Raw genomic sequence first — 13,711 nt, forward strand, 5'->3', positions numbered from 1 at the left:
TGCCGGTGTGATCGAGCCTAGTATCGGCCGCCGTGCCGGCGTCGACGCGCCACCGCCGTCCCACGTTACGGCGCGCGTGCTCCGGCCGCTGGCCGCGTACGGCTGCGGTTCGTGGGAGGATCGCGCGGTGCCGTCGCTCTTCGCTTCTTACCTGCGCGTGTACGAACCGTTGGCCGCCTTCGACCGAGACCGGCAGAGCTACTGGCGCCGCTATGTCTCGGAGGGGCGCGCGGTCGCCCCGGTCGAAGGGCCCGGCCGGCAGCGGACGGCGGTGATCGAGGCGCTGGGCGCTGGCTGGACCCGGCTGCCGGACCTGCCGGAGGAGGCGTACGTCCTGGAGACGGACGACAGCCTGCTGGTCTGCCCGTGGAACCTGCGGATCCGGGTCGCTGAGGCGGCGCTCAGCGCCCGGGACGGGGTGCCTCCGGTGCTTGCCGACGCCTTCGTGCCACCGGTGCTCGCCGGCCAGGCCAGGGCGGTGGTGGACGACTGGCGCAGTGGTGCCCGGGTGCTGGAGCACGGGGTGCCCCGCGTGCACGAGCAGATCGCCACCTGGGGCGTACCGCTGCGGTGGTTCGTGCTCTTCGACCCGACGGAGCGGGACCTGGTCACCCAGCCGGGCCGACGGGCACTGCGCTACCGCACCGAGATCTCCAAGGCGCGACGCCGCTCGTCGCGGGCGCTGTCGGTGCTGCGCAAGTCGGTGGGCGAGGCGCCGATCACCGAGGCGGTGGAGGAGGCGGCCCGCTGGCTGGAGGAGTTCCACCCGCGGTCCGTGGTCGAGCTGGACTACGGCGGTCTGGTCGACCTGCTCTCCGACGAGACCCTCGCCGCGGACGACTCGCCCGAGCTGGTTGCCGGCGGCCTCGCGGGGCTGTCGCGCGGCGAGGCCGAGGAGGCGTCCGCCGCGTACGACAAGCTGGTGGCCCGGTGGCGCGCGGTGCAGCTGCTGGAGCGGTGCAACTAGGGCATATCGACCTTGGAGCGCTCCCAAGGTGAAGTGCACTCGTAGTTGACGCATCACGAACCGTGATCATGAGTCCGAATAAGGTACTTTCTGCCGTGTAAAAGTCGTAAAAATCGGGCATGGTTCATCCGTCCGTCTAGGGACCTTCATCCGTTCGGCCCATGTCGGACATCGGGGACTAGCCGGACCATGGGAGACGCGTCGGCCGGCGGGACCCCGGCCGATGTCTATACATGTGGAGGAGTGACCGATGGCATCGCGAACGCACGAACCAGAGCCGCTACTCACACCGGCCGAGGTGGCGTCGATGTTCCGTGTCGACCCGAAGACGGTGACCCGGTGGGCCAAGGCGGGCAAGCTCAGCGCCATCCGCACCCTGGGCGGCCACCGTCGCTACCGCGAGTCGGAGGTCAGGGCGCTGTTGCAGGGCCAGATCCCGCAGCAGCGGCAGGGCGACTGAGCCGGCACCGATAGTTCCGGTCAGGGGCGGTGGATCTCGATCCGCCGCCCCTTTCCATGCCCGACCCGGTCCAGGATCAACGCTGCCCCTCGGTCAACGTCACCCGGATGCCGACCGTGCCGCCCTCGCCGCGACGTAGCCGGCTGCCCAGCAGGCTGAGGCGGCCGATCAGGCGGTACTTGTGTTTGAGCAGGTCGCGGACCCGACCGGTGTCGCCGCCCCCGTAGATCGTCGCGTGCGCCGGCACCTCCGCGCCGTGTGGCCGGCCGCGCACGTCGCAGGGCGCGACGGTCACCGCACCGTTGTGCCGGATCCGCTTCACCTTGCCCGAGTCGGCCCGGGTCCAGACCGCCAACGCGTCACCGTCGCGTACCGACCAGACCGGGGTCGGCACCGCCCGACCGTCCTTGCGGAAGGTCGTGAGCAGGATGTACTTCTCAGCCGACAGCCGGTCCAGCATGGTCACGCCGCCAGGATACGGCCGCTGTGGGCCGCTGAGTGGCCGGATAGCGTGAACGTCGTGACGGTACAGCCTCAAATCGGTGACGTGGTCGGTGAGCTGCTGCGGGACACGCTCGCCGTGGCCACCGGGGTGGGTCCCCGACCGCTGGTCGGCGGTCGACTGCCCCGACCGGTCATCGAGATCATCGAACGGGACGACGGTCTGATCAACGGCGCGCCGGCGGCGCACTACCTGGACGGGCCGGCGGACTGGCAGCCGTACGACCACCGCGCGGTCGACCTGGCCCACGGCGAGACGCTCGACATCGGCACCGGCGCCGGCCGGATCGCGCTGCTGCTCCAGGAGCGCGGCGTACCGGTCACCGGGCTGGACACCTCGGCGGGCGCGCTGGCGGTGAGCCGGCGTCGCGGTGTCCGGCGACTGGTGCACGGCACCGTCGACACGCACCTGGCCGACGGCGCGCGTTACGACACATTCCTGCTGCTCGGCAACAACCTCGGACTGTTCGAGGGGCGGGAGCGGGCGCCCGGGCTGCTGACCGCGCTCGCCGCGCTGGCCCGACCCGGGGCGCGGATCATCGCGCACGGCACCGACCCCTACGGCACCCGCGACCCGGTGCACACCGGCTACCACGAGCGCAACCGTCGACGTGGCCGACTGGGGGGCCAGCTGCGGCTGCGGCTGCGCTACCGGGAGTTGAGCACCGAGTGGTTCGACTACCTGGTCTGCTCGGCCGACGAGTTCGCCGAGCTGGTGCACGGCAGCGGCTGGCGGCTGATCGACGTGGACGACCGCGACGCGCCCTACTACCTCGCCACCCTCCGCCTCGAAAACTGACCGGCGGCCCCGCGCCCGAACCGGCCGAGCGCGGAGGCCGCCGTACCGCTCAGACCTGGACGGTCGGGGGAAGCTGCTCGGGCGGGAGACCGCCGTCGCCGTCGACGACCTCGTCCGGGGTGCCGTCCTCGTCAATGTCGACCATGGTGATGTCCACCTTGCCGTCACCGTCGGTGTCGAACTGGAACAGGTCGGCCTTGCCGTCGCCGTCGGTGTCCACCACCCACACGTCGGTCTGGCCGTCGTTGTTGGTGTCAGCGCGCAGCAGCTCGACCCGCTCGTCGCCCCGGGTCTCCACGGTCTCGGTGTCGGTGACGCTCTCCGGTGCCTGGCTCATGTCGATGCGGTCCTTCCCTCGGTTGACAGGCCGTCAGTACCCGAACCCGCGCTCCCCCACGCATGGGCCGGGTCGCCGTGCTGAATAGGGTCGCACCATGAGTGAACGGAGCGGTCGGAACACCCGGGTCGGTGCTGCGGTGACCCCGCGTGCCGGCGGGCGGGACAGGGAGGCGTGATGAGCGATCGTTTCGTGGTCGTCGGTGCCGGCACGATGGGGCTCGGCATCGCGTACGTGGCGGCCGGTGCCGGGCACGCGGTCGAGCTGGTAGAGGTGGACCAGGCCCGGGGCGCGACCGCGCTGAACCGGCTCGCCGAGCTGTGGGAGCGGGCGGTGCAGCGCGGCAAGCTGAGTGCCGACGAGGCCGCCACGAACCGGCAGCGGGTGACGCTGCGGCCCACCCTCGCCGAGGTCGCTCCGGAACCCGAGGTGATCGTGGAGGCGGTGCCGGAGCGGCTCGACCTGAAGCGCGCGGTGCTGCGGGACGCCGCCGCGCTGCGCCCGGCGCTGCTGGGCAGCAACACCTCGAGCATCGCCATCGGCGAGCTGGCCGCCGAACTGGACGCGCCCGAGCGCTTCCTCGGCCTGCACTTCTTCAACCCGGTCTGGGCGATGACACTGCTGGAGATCGTGGTGGGCCCGGCCACCGCCGAGGAGACCACCGCCGCGGCCGTCGCGCTCGCCGGCCGGTTGGGCAAGGACCCGGTGGTCGTACGCGACCTGCCCGGCTTCGCCACCTCCCGGCTCGGGGTCACCCTCGGGCTGGAGGCGATCCGGATGGTGGCCGACGGGGTGGCCAGCCCGGCGGACATCGACAAGGCCATGGTGCTGGGCTACCGGCACCCGATCGGTCCGCTGGAACTCACCGACCTGGTCGGCCTCGACGTACGGCTGGACATCGCCCGCACCCTCCAGGCCGCGTACGGGGACCGGTTCGCGCCGCCGCCGCTGCTGACGGAGATGGTGGCGCAGGGGCGGCTGGGTAAGAAGTCGGGGCACGGCTTCTACCTGTGGAACGGCGGTGTCAAGCAGTGAGCGCGAGGAGTGAGCCTGCGAGCCCCGCAGTCGCAAACGGAAGGTGGGCCCAGTGAGCGCGAGGAGTGAGCCTGCGAGCCCCGCAGTCGCGAACGAGAGGCGGGCACGGTGAGCGGGCTGCGCATCGAGGAGCGGCCGGACCGGCTGGTGGTCACCCTGGACCGGCCGGAGAAGCGCAACGCCATCGACGCCGACCTGATCGCCGAACTGCACCAGGTCTGTGCCGAGCTGGAGGCGCGTCCCCGGCTGCTGCTGCTCACCGGCGGCACGGCGGGTATCTTCGCCGGTGGCGCCGACATCGGCCAGCTCCGCGAACGGGATCGCACGGACGCGCTCGCCGCGATCAACTCGGCCGCCTTCGCCCGGATCCGGGCGCTGCCGATGCCGACCGTGGCGGCCGTCGACGGCCCGGCGCTGGGCGGTGGCGCGGAGCTGGCGTACGCCTGCGATCTGCGGGTCTGCACGGCCCGGGCGGTCTTCGGTCAGCCGGAGGTGCGGTTGGGCATCCTGGCCGGCGCCGGCGCGACGCACCGGCTGCCCGCGTTGGTCGGCGAGGGTCGGGCCAAGGAACTGCTCTTCACCGGCCGGCGGGTGGACGCCGCCGAGGCGTTGCGGATCGGCCTGGTGAACCGGGTGGTGGCGGAGCCCGAGGAGCTGCCGGGGGTGGCGCACGCGCTGTTGGACGAGATCGCCCTGGGCTCACCGTTGGCGTTGCGACTGACCAAGCTGGCGGTGGACGCGCCCGCGGCCGCGCACCCGCAGCTCGACCTGGTCAGCCAGGCGGTGCTCTTCGAGGACGAGGAGAAGCACCGGCGGATGACCGAGTTCCTGGACCGCCGCCGGTCGCGCTGATTGCGGAAACCGGAACGGCCGCACCGGCGCGATGCCGGTGCGGCCGTTGTCGGCTGCGCTGCTGCCTACTGTTGGATCTGCACCCCGGCGTCGGCCAGGCCACGGATCACCTGGGCGGACTCACCGAAGCCGATGATCAGTACGGCGTCCGCGCCGAAGTCCTTGATCTCCTTGGCGCCACCGCTGAAGTCGACCGGGGCCGCCTTGGCGTCGGCGGGCGGTTCGTACGTCAGCAGCTTGAGCCGGTCGCCGGCGACACCGGCCTTCTCCAGCTCCGCACGGACGGTGGCCTGGAGGCCCTCACCGTAGGAGTCCTTCCGGGCGACGATGACGATCTTTTGCGACCCGTCACGGAGGATGACGTCGGCCAGCGCCCGACCCTGGAGGCTGTCCGGCGGGGCGGTGCGGAAGTACAGGCCCTCGTCGTCCGCGTCGGTCAGGCCGCTGTCGGTGTTGGACGGCGAGAAGAGGATCTTCCCAGCCTGCACCACGTCCGGCAGGACCGCCCGGGAGATACCCGAACCACCCGCGCCGATGATCACGCTGACGCCGGCCGTCACGTGCCTGGCCACCGTCGCCTTGGCCACCGCGGGGTTGGTCCCGTCGTCGCCGTCGACCCAGGTCACCGGCTTGCCCAGTGCGCCACCGGCGGCGTTGACCTCCCTGATCGCCAGCGCCGCGCCGGCGGCCATCGGCGGGTAGGCGATCGCCAGGTCACCGGTCTTCGGCAGCAGGCCGCCCAGCTTCAGCGGTTCCTGGTCGGGGTCTGCACCGGGGCGCTGCTTCTTCGGCTTCGGCGGCGCCTTGGTGCTCGCCGCCGACTCGATGCCCGCGCCGACGAACTCGGTCTTGCCGTCGTTGATCTGCTGACCGTCGAAGGTGAGCGTCGCGTAGCTCGCGGTGGCCGGCTCGCCCTTGTCGGTGAAGCCCGCCCGGCTCAACGACACGCCACGGTACTCGATGTCCTGCCCGTTGCGGGACAGCGCGAGGCAGCTGGCCGGGTCCTCACAGCGCTGCCCGTCGTTGGTCACGGCGACGATCTGCTTCGCGATGGCGGCCGGGTCGGTGCTGCCGGCCAACTGGGCGGCGAGCACGGCGATCACCACCGCGTCGTACGTCTCGGCGGAATACACGTAGTCCGTCAACGCCGGATTGACGACCTTGAGCCGGCTCTTGAAGTCGTCCGGCAGCGGGACGAGTGGCGTGGTGCCCTTCATCCCGTTGACCAGACTGGCACGCTCCTTCAGCTCCGCGGGGTAGGAGTTGAGCATGTTGCCGTCCGTGCCGTAGAGGCGCACCTGTTGGGCGCTCGCCTCCTTGGCCTTGTCATCCCCGCATGCGCTGGTGGCAAGCAGGATCGTCGCGCAGGTGGCCAGTGTGGCTACCCGCGAGCGGCGTGATACGAACATGGTCGTCCTTCCTCCGGCGAAGGTCCGCTGCGCACATTAGCGTGCCGACGCCTGCGGCGGGACCGTGGAGGTGTGGTAATGCGCAGGTAACTCGCGTTATATACGGAGAGTGACGACCGCTCGGCGGGCTTGACCGCCCGTCCTACTGTGCGCTGGGTGACCGATCTACCACAGCAGACGTTCGACGATGCGGCCGCCGTGCTCCAGTCGGCGCTGGCCGGCGATGGGGACGCGGTGGTGGGGGCGTTCGACGCGGTCGTCGACCGGGCCGGCCTGAGCGGCGCGTACGGGGTCGCCTGGTGCCTGGCCGCGACGATGCTCGGTGACGTGCCGGCGGCCAGCGGGGCGGCGCTGGACTTTCCGGGCATCGAGCAGGCCGGGTACGACGCCCGCTGGGTGGCCCGCTTCGTCAGCGCGTACGCCAACCAGGACGAACCGACCGGGGAGGCGCTGTTCGGCGCGGCGGCGGCCGACGGGCAGCTTCCCGACTGCCTGCTCACCCTCGCCGGTTCGACGATCGCCACCCTGCGCAGCCGCGCCGGGTGAGGTGCCGCCGGGTCACGGCGTCCGTCGGGGGGCGGACGCCGCGACCGCGCGGGGGTGTTCAGAACGCGTGGTACGCGATCAGCGGCTCGTACTCGTAGCGCAGGTTCTCGAAGCGGACCCGGAAGTTGACCCCGTCCCGGACGTTTGTCGCCACCGTGATCCAGCCCGAGTTGGCCGGTAGGTAGGTCCAGTAGTTGCAGGCACCGGTCTTGTCGACGAAGATCACGCACGCCTCGGTGGCGTACACGCTCGCGTTGCGGACGTTGATGTCGCGACAGCGGGTGGTGGTGCGGTACTGACCGGCCGAACCGCCGTAGCGGCCCGTTTCGAAGTACGACCGGACCGCCCCGCCGTAACAGGTGGCGAGCGGGGCGAAGGCGTTCGTCCCGGGGTTGGCCGGTGTGATCGGTGCGGTCTCCGCCGCCTGGGCGGGGGTGCCGGCGAAGAGCAGCGCGGTGGCCGTGGCGACGGCGAGCAGGCGAGCGGTCGGACGTGGCATCCGTGCCTCCAGAACTGTTAACTGACCTTCCGTATTGGACTGATCATTGATCGTGACGATGATACGTATCGATCAATGCCGACGCGGCCCGTTGTTGTCCGGCCCGTGTGGTAGCTCTGTAGGCATGTCCGAGGCCATGCTCAGCAAGGTCCGTAAGCTGCTGGCCCAGGCCGAGGATCCGGCGTGCACGCCGGCCGAGTCGGCCGCGTTCACCGCCAAGGCGACCGAGCTGATCGCCCGCTACGGCGTGGACCGGGCGCTGCTCGCCGCCCAGGACCCGACCACCGACCCGGTCGGCGACCGGGTGCTGGACATCGTCGCCCCGTACGCCCGCGACAAGGTCGGCCTGCTTGCCGCGGTCGCCGAGCCGCTGCGCTGCCGCTGCGTACGCCGGCGGCAGGGCAACGGCTTCGTCGCGCACCTGTTCGGTTTCGCCAGCGACCTGGAACGGGTCGACCTGCTCTTCACCTCACTGCTCGTACAGGCGGCGCACGGCCTGGCCGGCACCGAGGTGCCCGCGGACGACCACCCCGCCGCCTTCCGCCGCTCCTGGCTGGCCGGTTTCGCGGAGGTGATCGGCGGCCGGCTCTGGGCGGCCGAGACGGCGGCGGCCAGCGAGTCGGGCACACCGTCGGTGGCGCTGGTGCTGGCCGACCGATCCGACCGGGTGCAGCGCCGGCTGACCGAGGAATACCCGCGGCTACGCACCGCACCGCCGCGAAGGCTGGGCGGCACCGGCTTCGGCTCGGGAGCGGAGGCGGGTCGACGGGCGCACCTGGGTGGTCGGGGCGTTGGTGCCAGCTTCGGCACTGATCGGCGACTCGGCCGGTGACCCGGCGGGCCGCTCAGGCCGAGGTGGTGGGGTGGCCCGACACCGTGGCGACGTAGCGGGTCAGCAGCTCGTGCCAGCCTGCGGTGAGCGCCTTGCGGTAGCCCTCGGCGGCCTCACCGTGCCGGTCGAAGTGCCGGTGCTCCAGCTCGACCCGGGTGCGCTCCGGCCCCTCGGAGTGGAACAGCACCTCGACCTCGCTGGCTCGGGCCGGGTCCGGCACCGGGGCCCGGTCGGGTCCGATCTGCCAGACGAAAACCAGCCGGCGCGGTGGGTCCCAGGTGAGCACCCGGCCCCAGTCGGCGCGGAAGCCGTACGGGCCGATCTCGTAGAGCATGCCGCCGGCTCGCGGCTCCATGCCCAGTTCGACGAGGGCATCCGGGCCGGACCAGGTGTATTCGATGACCCACCAGTCGGTCAGCTCGTCGGTGAAGACCGCGAACGCGTGCTCGGCGGAGCCCGGGACGAGGAGGCTGCACCGTAAGGAGAACCGGTCGACGTCCTGCCGGAACTCGGCCGGATCAGTCATTTCCTGTCCCATAGGCCCGGACCATACCGGCTGATGCCCGGGTGTGCAGCTTCGCGCGGTGCCCGGTTCCGGACAGCGGGTCGCTGAGCCCTCACGCACCGGATGGCCCGCGGGAAAGCGGGTAACCGCGCCGGACGACCGGGACGGTGTGCGGGTGGGGGCGGGAGAGCATGAGCGAGAGCAGGCAGCAGCGAGGGCCGGACCGGGACGTCGACAGCACCGACCCCGACGTCCTGCTCGACATTCCGAAATTGTCCGTCGACTCGATCCGGCTGGCGGTCGACGGTCTGGACGCCGACCTGTCGTTGCGGGCCCGGGTGGCGAACCTGCTCCAGGTCGACGCCGGCGTACGGGTGCATCTGAGCGGCTGCGAACTGGACGTCAACGGAGTGCACGCCGAGGCGCAGCTGCGGGTACGGCTGGAGCAGCTGACCAGGATCCTGGGGCGGGCCCTCGACACGCTCGACAACGACCCGCAGATCATCGAGGCGCTCGCTCGAACGGCCGGCACCGCCATCGACGACGTGAACCGCAGCACCCAACAACTGGCCGCCGGAGCTGCCGAGGTCAGGGCGTCGGCAGTGCACTCCGACGACGTACCGAAGGAACCGGGCCGGGGGGTGGGCGCCGCCGCCGACCGCGCCCGGCCGACTCCGGCGCGGCCGGGTCTCGATCGGCCGGGTCCTGGTCGGCCGGGGCAGGGCCGGCGCCTCACGCCGGTGGGGAGCCTCACGCCGGTGGAGGGCCTCCCGCCGGAAAACCTGGGCCCCACGCCGGGGGACCTGGGCCGCTGGCGGGCGGTCCTGGTCAGGCAGCGAGGGGCGTCCGGAGGGCCGGCGTCCGGAGGGCCCGCGGGGCGATGGGGCGGAGGGTCGTCGGCTGGCGGCCGGACCTCCGGAGGGTCGCCGCCCGGAAGGCGGGCGACCCGAGCAGCCGCGTCACCCCGACGGAAGGCGGGCCGAGGATTCTGGTGAGGAACAACGACGGGCAGCGACGGGCCATGGTCCGGCGGGTTCGGCGGGGCCATCGGGTTCGGCGGGGCCGTCGGGTTCGGTGGCCGGGGAGTCTCGCGACCGGCAGGGTCAATCGGGTGAAGCCGGCACCGGTTCGTCCGGGGGTGGCGACGGCGGTCTGCCGGGCGCGGCCCAGGCGGCGGCACAGAGCGCGGCGCAGCTCGCCGAGCAGGCGGGGGAGACGCTGCGACAGGCCGGACGCAGCGTATGGGAGGCGATCCAGGGCGGCGTGGCGCAGCACCGCCCGCAGGGTCGCCGCGACCACTGACGCCGCGCCACCCGCCTACGGGTGCGGTGCCGCGGGAGCCGCGCTGCCGGACCGTGATCGACTCGGCTTCCTTGATATCGCGGTGTCGCGAGCGCTGGGATACCCCGACATCACGGAAGTCGAGTCGATCATGTGTCGGTGGTGCCGCTGGTCCGTTGGAACGGGCCAGGTCAGAAGTTTGGTCCGCGCCAGCGGGCTGCCAGCACGGCTGCCTCGATGCGCAGCAGCAGGCCCGCGATCACCAGCAGCGCTCCGACCACGAGAAGGTCGCCGCGATAGCTGTCGCCGGTCAGGCCCATGACGAAGAGGGCGCCGCCGACAACAGCGCCGAGTGTTCCGATGGTCTCCACGGTCCCGCCAGGCCTCTTGTCCACGGGCGGGAGCGTAGGTGCGGACGATGAACACGGGACATTCAGCAGTGGTCGAGCAGGGGTAGCGGCGGAAGCACCGCAAACAGCAGGATCCCACCCCGCTGCGGGGAAGGCCGGATCACCGGGCGGGTCACGACACGCTGGAGGCGCGGCGGAAGAGCGACCGACCGCCGAGCAGCAGCACCGTGCCTCCGCCGAGAAAGACGCTGCCGATGATCAGCCCGTCCCTCTTGCTGCTGTCCTTGCGCCGCGCCATCTCTTCGTAGCTGACCAGCTCACCCCGTCCGTCCCGGACGATGTTGCACCAGTCGCTGGGGCTCATGACCTTTCCATCACACGTCGCCGGTCCCTCGTCGGAGCTGAGCAGACCACCCAGCAGCGCGACGAGTCCAGCAATCACGGCACCGAACCCCAAGGGCAGCATCAGCACGCCCACGAACCCCGCAATCGCGGTCCTGCGGGCTGCCATCGCGTGTCCCTCCGCGGGCGGTGCTCGTACTGTCAGCAGCAACCCTAGGACATCCGATGCGCCGACGACAGCGGGCGGCGGCCTCGAAGATCACTACCACCGGCCGAGCGTGTGGCAACGGCCGCCAGGGGCCAACAGCGGTCGGTCCGAGCCAAGCTGGCTTCTCGTGTCGCCTGCCAAAAGCAGAACGCCGACCCGCGGCTTCGCTGGTCGGCGTTCCTGTAGCCCGGCGAAAGGCTATGTGGCCAGGGGCGGGGTCGAACCGCCGACCTTCCGATTTTCAGTCTGCCACGGCCAGTGATCATGACCTGTCGGTGTCCTGCTCTGTCCCGATTCACCATGTGCGGTCCGCACGGTAGGTGACGGAAACTCACCGCTCCGGACCTTGCCGCTGTCCCCATGGGGACATAGGTTCACCGGCATGGCGTCGATCGAGAAGCACGGCCCGTCATGGCGCGTCATCTGGCGACACCAGGGGCGCAAGCAGCAGCCGATATTCGCCACCGAAGAGCTGGCCCTGGAAGCCAAGCAGATCGTCGAGGGCTACCGGGGCAAGAGGACCCGCGACCAGATCTACATGGACATGGGCATCCTCGAACCCGAGCCTGAGCCCGACGTGGCGACCTTCGAGGAGTACGCCCCGCAGTGGCTCGCGGCCAAGACCGGCATCACCCCCGGCACCCGGGCCGGCTACCGGTCGCAGCTGGAGAACCGCATCTTCCCGGCGTTCGGCAAGCAGCGGATGGACAAGGTCACCGCCACCACCATCGGCACCCTGCTCAACCAGCTGCACGACCCCGAGGACGACGACGAGCCAGGCCTGCGCAACACCACGGTCACCCGGTACTTCACCCTCATCAACCAGATCTTCGAGGCCGCCGTCAAGGACAAGGTCATCACCGACAACCCGGCCGAGGGCGTCAAGTACAAGCGTGACCAGGTCGAGCACGACGACACCGGCGAGCCCACCCAGGTCCGGCTCACCCCCGCCGAGTACAAGATCCTGCTCCGCTCCTTCGCCCCCGAGGACCGGCCGCTCGTCGAGCTGCTCGCCGCCACCGGCGCCCGATGGTCCGAGGCGACCGCACTCAGCGTCGCCCACGTCCGCCCCGCCACCGAGCCCAGCGAGAAGGACCGGATCCGGATCTGGCGGGCGTGGAAGCGCGACGGCCGCGGCGGCTGGTACCTCGGCACGACCAAAGGCCGGCGCCGCCGCCAGCCACCGGTCCGGGCCAGCCTGATGACCACCCTCAAGCCCTGCCTGGCCGACCGGCCCGACACCGACTTCCTCTTCACCGCACCCGGTGGTGGGCCGATCTACTACAGCAACTTCTTGCAGCGCCGGTGGAACCCTGCGCTCGACAAGGCGGGCCGCTGCGCCGAGCACCCGCCGCCGAACCGCGGTGAACGCCGCCCCGAGGGTGGTCCGGTCCGGGCCCGCTGTCGGGACTACGACGGCACCAACGACCGAGGTAAGCCGTGCGGCGCCCTCGCGGCAGCCGGGTGGACGCGCTGCCGTGACCACCTCGGCCCCGAGCCGGGCGCGGTGTCCCCTTGCGACTGCCCCGGGGTGCTACGCCGGCGGCCGACCCCACACGACCTCCGCCACACGCACGCCGCCTGGCTGTTCAGTGATCGGCGGATGACACCCCTGGCCATCTCGCGCCGACTCGGCCACGCCCAGCTGTCGACCACGTCCGAGATTTACGGCGACCTCATGCCGGAGGCCGAGGAGGCTGCGGTCGACGCCCTGGACGACCTCCTCGACGACGATCAGGCGGGCTAGCTCTCGCCGCGGTTGGTGCGGGCGAACAAGTCGTGGAGCTGGAGCATGGCCGCGCGCTGCTCGTCGTTGTAGATCGGGTCGCGCAGGATCGCCTCTCGGGCGTCGGCCGCCTCGGTGTCCGGCTGCTCGTCGTCTGATGGTACGAGGCCAGCCAGTACGTGGGCTTTGTCGCGGGGGATGTCGAGCGCGTCGGCGATGGCGTTCACGGTGGCTGCCTCCACCCTCTTGCGCGTCTTCAGTCCGTTGATCGTGTTACGTGTGACCCCTGACTGGCGGAACAGTTCGGAGTCGGACCAGCCCCGTGTTGCCTGTTCGGACTTCACCCGCGCCCAGAAGTTGTACGCGGGGCCCCGTTCGGACTGCTCCACCATGTAGCAGGTTGTAGCACGACGTGCCGTATCGGACATAGCACGGTGACGCAACTTGAGACATGGCACAACTTCGTACCCTGTCGCTGCTTCGTGTTGCTTCGTGTTGTGTCGTAAGTTAACGTAGGCATCGCACATCACGGAGCAACGTGAAGCAGGTGGAGGCGTCGCAGTGGAAGAGCAATTCCTGACGATCGATGAAGTGGCTGAGCGCCTGCGGGTCTCCCGCTGGAGCGTCACCCGCTACATCAAGTCGGGCGCGCTCAAGGCGACGAAGACCGGACACGGCCGCAACGGGGCCGTCCGCATCCCTCTCAGCAGCTTCATCACGTGGATCAACGACCACACCGTCACCGCGGAAGAGAGGACGCGATGACCCGTACCCCCCTCACCCTGCCCAACCTCACCACCCTCGGCGAGGTCGCGGCGAAGCTCGGGATCCCGCCCCGCCGGCTGCGCGACCGCAAGCGCCAGTTCAGCCACGTCGCGATCGGCAAGGAGATCTACCTGACCGACGCCCAGCTGGAAGCGTTCCTCGCCGCCCACACCGTCGCGCCGGAACCGACGCCGACCAGCGACCGCGACAAGGCCATCGAGGAAACCCGCAACCGGGTCACCCGCCAGCGCGCCCGCCGCCGCACACCGGCGAAGGCCTGAACGAACGAAGCCCCCA

Annotated in this window: 20 protein-coding genes and 1 tRNA gene; 12 read left to right on the forward strand and 9 right to left on the reverse strand. The window is 71.0% G+C overall.

The window, feature by feature from the left end:
- Positions 1–127 precede the first annotated feature (127 nt).
- Positions 128–967, forward strand: a complete 840-nt coding sequence (locus JM949_RS00725) for a hypothetical protein (RefSeq protein WP_203146611.1) — start codon at positions 128–130, stop codon at positions 965–967.
- A gap of 250 nt (positions 968–1,217) precedes the next feature.
- Positions 1,218–1,427 carry a BldC family transcriptional regulator gene (locus tag JM949_RS00730; protein WP_007073996.1) on the forward strand — a complete coding sequence of 70 codons (210 nt, stop codon included), beginning with the start codon at positions 1,218–1,220 and terminating at the stop codon, positions 1,425–1,427.
- Between the two features lie 76 nt (positions 1,428–1,503).
- Here JM949_RS00730 and JM949_RS00735 read toward each other — a convergent pair whose 3' ends face one another.
- Positions 1,504–1,893 (reverse strand): PPOX class F420-dependent oxidoreductase, encoded by a 390-nt coding sequence (locus JM949_RS00735; protein ID WP_203146517.1) that lies wholly within the window; start codon positions 1,891–1,893, stop codon positions 1,504–1,506.
- 54 nt (positions 1,894–1,947) lie between these two features.
- Between JM949_RS00735 and JM949_RS00740 the strand changes: the two genes are divergently transcribed.
- Complete coding sequence (locus JM949_RS00740; protein ID WP_203146518.1) at positions 1,948–2,727, forward strand: class I SAM-dependent methyltransferase; 780 nt, start codon at positions 1,948–1,950, stop codon at positions 2,725–2,727.
- Positions 2,728–2,776: 49 nt separating this feature from the next.
- Here JM949_RS00740 and JM949_RS00745 read toward each other — a convergent pair whose 3' ends face one another.
- Positions 2,777–3,064 (reverse strand): hypothetical protein, encoded by a 288-nt coding sequence (locus JM949_RS00745; protein WP_203146519.1) that lies wholly within the window; start codon positions 3,062–3,064, stop codon positions 2,777–2,779.
- Between the two features lie 177 nt (positions 3,065–3,241).
- Between JM949_RS00745 and JM949_RS00750 the strand changes: the two genes are divergently transcribed.
- Positions 3,242–4,099, forward strand: a complete 858-nt coding sequence (locus tag JM949_RS00750) for a 3-hydroxyacyl-CoA dehydrogenase family protein (protein ID WP_203146520.1) — start codon at positions 3,242–3,244, stop codon at positions 4,097–4,099.
- Positions 4,100–4,207: 108 nt separating this feature from the next.
- Positions 4,208–4,951 (forward strand): enoyl-CoA hydratase/isomerase family protein, encoded by a 744-nt coding sequence (locus JM949_RS00755; protein ID WP_203146521.1) that lies wholly within the window; start codon positions 4,208–4,210, stop codon positions 4,949–4,951.
- Between the two features lie 65 nt (positions 4,952–5,016).
- On the opposite strand, the gene JM949_RS00760 is transcribed toward JM949_RS00755, so the two are convergent.
- The gene (locus JM949_RS00760) at positions 5,017–6,360 is read right to left on the reverse strand and encodes an ABC transporter substrate-binding protein (RefSeq protein WP_203146522.1); all 1,344 of its coding nucleotides are present in this window, start codon (positions 6,358–6,360) and stop codon (positions 5,017–5,019) included.
- Between the two features lie 156 nt (positions 6,361–6,516).
- On the opposite strand from JM949_RS00760, the gene JM949_RS00765 reads away from it, so the two are divergent.
- Positions 6,517–6,906 (forward strand): hypothetical protein, encoded by a 390-nt coding sequence (locus tag JM949_RS00765; protein WP_203146523.1) that lies wholly within the window; start codon positions 6,517–6,519, stop codon positions 6,904–6,906.
- 58 nt (positions 6,907–6,964) lie between these two features.
- Here JM949_RS00765 and JM949_RS00770 read toward each other — a convergent pair whose 3' ends face one another.
- Complete coding sequence (locus JM949_RS00770; RefSeq protein ID WP_203146524.1) at positions 6,965–7,405, reverse strand: hypothetical protein; 441 nt, start codon at positions 7,403–7,405, stop codon at positions 6,965–6,967.
- A 124-nt stretch (positions 7,406–7,529) separates the two neighbouring features.
- On the opposite strand from JM949_RS00770, the gene JM949_RS00775 reads away from it, so the two are divergent.
- The gene (locus JM949_RS00775) at positions 7,530–8,237 is read left to right on the forward strand and encodes a DUF2786 domain-containing protein (protein ID WP_203146525.1); all 708 of its coding nucleotides are present in this window, start codon (positions 7,530–7,532) and stop codon (positions 8,235–8,237) included.
- A gap of 13 nt (positions 8,238–8,250) precedes the next feature.
- On the opposite strand, the gene JM949_RS00780 is transcribed toward JM949_RS00775, so the two are convergent.
- A complete protein-coding gene (locus tag JM949_RS00780) occupies positions 8,251–8,775 on the reverse strand; it encodes an SRPBCC family protein (protein ID WP_203146526.1) in 525 nt (174 codons plus the stop codon).
- A 158-nt stretch (positions 8,776–8,933) separates the two neighbouring features.
- Between JM949_RS00780 and JM949_RS00785 the strand changes: the two genes are divergently transcribed.
- Positions 8,934–9,737, forward strand: a complete 804-nt coding sequence (locus JM949_RS00785) for a hypothetical protein (protein ID WP_203146527.1) — start codon at positions 8,934–8,936, stop codon at positions 9,735–9,737.
- A gap of 79 nt (positions 9,738–9,816) precedes the next feature.
- The gene (locus tag JM949_RS00790; protein ID WP_203146528.1) at positions 9,817–10,044 is read left to right on the forward strand and encodes a hypothetical protein; all 228 of its coding nucleotides are present in this window, start codon (positions 9,817–9,819) and stop codon (positions 10,042–10,044) included.
- Between the two features lie 170 nt (positions 10,045–10,214).
- On the opposite strand, the gene JM949_RS00795 is transcribed toward JM949_RS00790, so the two are convergent.
- The 3 genes from JM949_RS00795 to JM949_RS00805 all read right to left on the reverse strand — a co-directional run bounded on the left by JM949_RS00795 (position 10,215) and on the right by JM949_RS00805 (position 11,197).
- Positions 10,215–10,394, reverse strand: coding sequence for a hypothetical protein (locus JM949_RS00795; RefSeq protein ID WP_203146529.1), 180 nt, complete (start codon positions 10,392–10,394; stop codon positions 10,215–10,217).
- Between the two features lie 151 nt (positions 10,395–10,545).
- Positions 10,546–10,884 (reverse strand): hypothetical protein, encoded by a 339-nt coding sequence (locus JM949_RS00800; protein WP_203146530.1) that lies wholly within the window; start codon positions 10,882–10,884, stop codon positions 10,546–10,548.
- 242 nt (positions 10,885–11,126) lie between these two features.
- Positions 11,127–11,197 (reverse strand) — tRNA-Phe (locus JM949_RS00805).
- Between the two features lie 108 nt (positions 11,198–11,305).
- Between JM949_RS00805 and JM949_RS00810 the strand changes: the two genes are divergently transcribed.
- Positions 11,306–12,670, forward strand: coding sequence for a tyrosine-type recombinase/integrase (locus JM949_RS00810; protein WP_203146531.1), 1,365 nt, complete (start codon positions 11,306–11,308; stop codon positions 12,668–12,670).
- Here JM949_RS00810 and JM949_RS00815 read toward each other — a convergent pair.
- A complete protein-coding gene (locus JM949_RS00815; protein WP_203146532.1) occupies positions 12,667–13,041 on the reverse strand; it encodes a helix-turn-helix domain-containing protein in 375 nt (124 codons plus the stop codon). The two genes, JM949_RS00810 and JM949_RS00815, sit on opposite strands and share 4 nt — an antisense overlap.
- A gap of 169 nt (positions 13,042–13,210) precedes the next feature.
- On the opposite strand from JM949_RS00815, the gene JM949_RS00820 reads away from it, so the two are divergent.
- Together JM949_RS00820 and JM949_RS00825 are read left to right on the forward strand one after the other, a co-directional pair.
- Positions 13,211–13,414, forward strand: coding sequence for a helix-turn-helix domain-containing protein (locus tag JM949_RS00820; RefSeq protein WP_203146533.1), 204 nt, complete (start codon positions 13,211–13,213; stop codon positions 13,412–13,414).
- On the forward strand, positions 13,411–13,695 hold the full coding sequence (locus tag JM949_RS00825; protein ID WP_203146534.1) for a MerR family transcriptional regulator: 285 nt from the start codon (positions 13,411–13,413) through the stop codon (positions 13,693–13,695). The genes JM949_RS00820 and JM949_RS00825 overlap by 4 nt, the downstream gene beginning before the upstream one ends.
- The last annotated feature ends 16 nt before the right edge of the window (positions 13,696–13,711 follow it).

This window comes from Micromonospora tarensis (assembly GCF_016803395.1).
Classification (GTDB): Bacteria; Actinomycetota; Actinomycetes; order Mycobacteriales; family Micromonosporaceae; genus Micromonospora; species Micromonospora tarensis.

Excerpts from the sequence above, each read along its gene's own strand:
- JM949_RS00770 (WP_203146524.1), bottom strand. The coding sequence starts at position 7,405 with ATGCCACGTCCGACCGCTCGCCTGCTCGCCGTCGCCACGGCCACCGCG.
- JM949_RS00750 (WP_203146520.1), top strand. The coding sequence starts at position 3,242 with ATGAGCGATCGTTTCGTGGTCGTCGGTGCCGGCACGATGGGGCTCGGC.
- JM949_RS00780 (WP_203146526.1), bottom strand. The coding sequence starts at position 8,775 with ATGGGACAGGAAATGACTGATCCGGCCGAGTTCCGGCAGGACGTCGAC.
- JM949_RS00760 (WP_203146522.1), bottom strand. The coding sequence starts at position 6,360 with ATGTTCGTATCACGCCGCTCGCGGGTAGCCACACTGGCCACCTGCGCG.
- JM949_RS00810 (WP_203146531.1), top strand. The coding sequence starts at position 11,306 with ATGGCGTCGATCGAGAAGCACGGCCCGTCATGGCGCGTCATCTGGCGA.
- JM949_RS00730 (WP_007073996.1), top strand. The coding sequence starts at position 1,218 with ATGGCATCGCGAACGCACGAACCAGAGCCGCTACTCACACCGGCCGAG.
- JM949_RS00775 (WP_203146525.1), top strand. The coding sequence starts at position 7,530 with ATGTCCGAGGCCATGCTCAGCAAGGTCCGTAAGCTGCTGGCCCAGGCC.
- JM949_RS00815 (WP_203146532.1), bottom strand. The coding sequence starts at position 13,041 with ATGGTGGAGCAGTCCGAACGGGGCCCCGCGTACAACTTCTGGGCGCGG.
- JM949_RS00800 (WP_203146530.1), bottom strand. The coding sequence starts at position 10,884 with ATGGCAGCCCGCAGGACCGCGATTGCGGGGTTCGTGGGCGTGCTGATG.
- JM949_RS00785 (WP_203146527.1), top strand. The coding sequence starts at position 8,934 with ATGAGCGAGAGCAGGCAGCAGCGAGGGCCGGACCGGGACGTCGACAGC.
- JM949_RS00745 (WP_203146519.1), bottom strand. The coding sequence starts at position 3,064 with ATGAGCCAGGCACCGGAGAGCGTCACCGACACCGAGACCGTGGAGACC.
- JM949_RS00825 (WP_203146534.1), top strand. The coding sequence starts at position 13,411 with ATGACCCGTACCCCCCTCACCCTGCCCAACCTCACCACCCTCGGCGAG.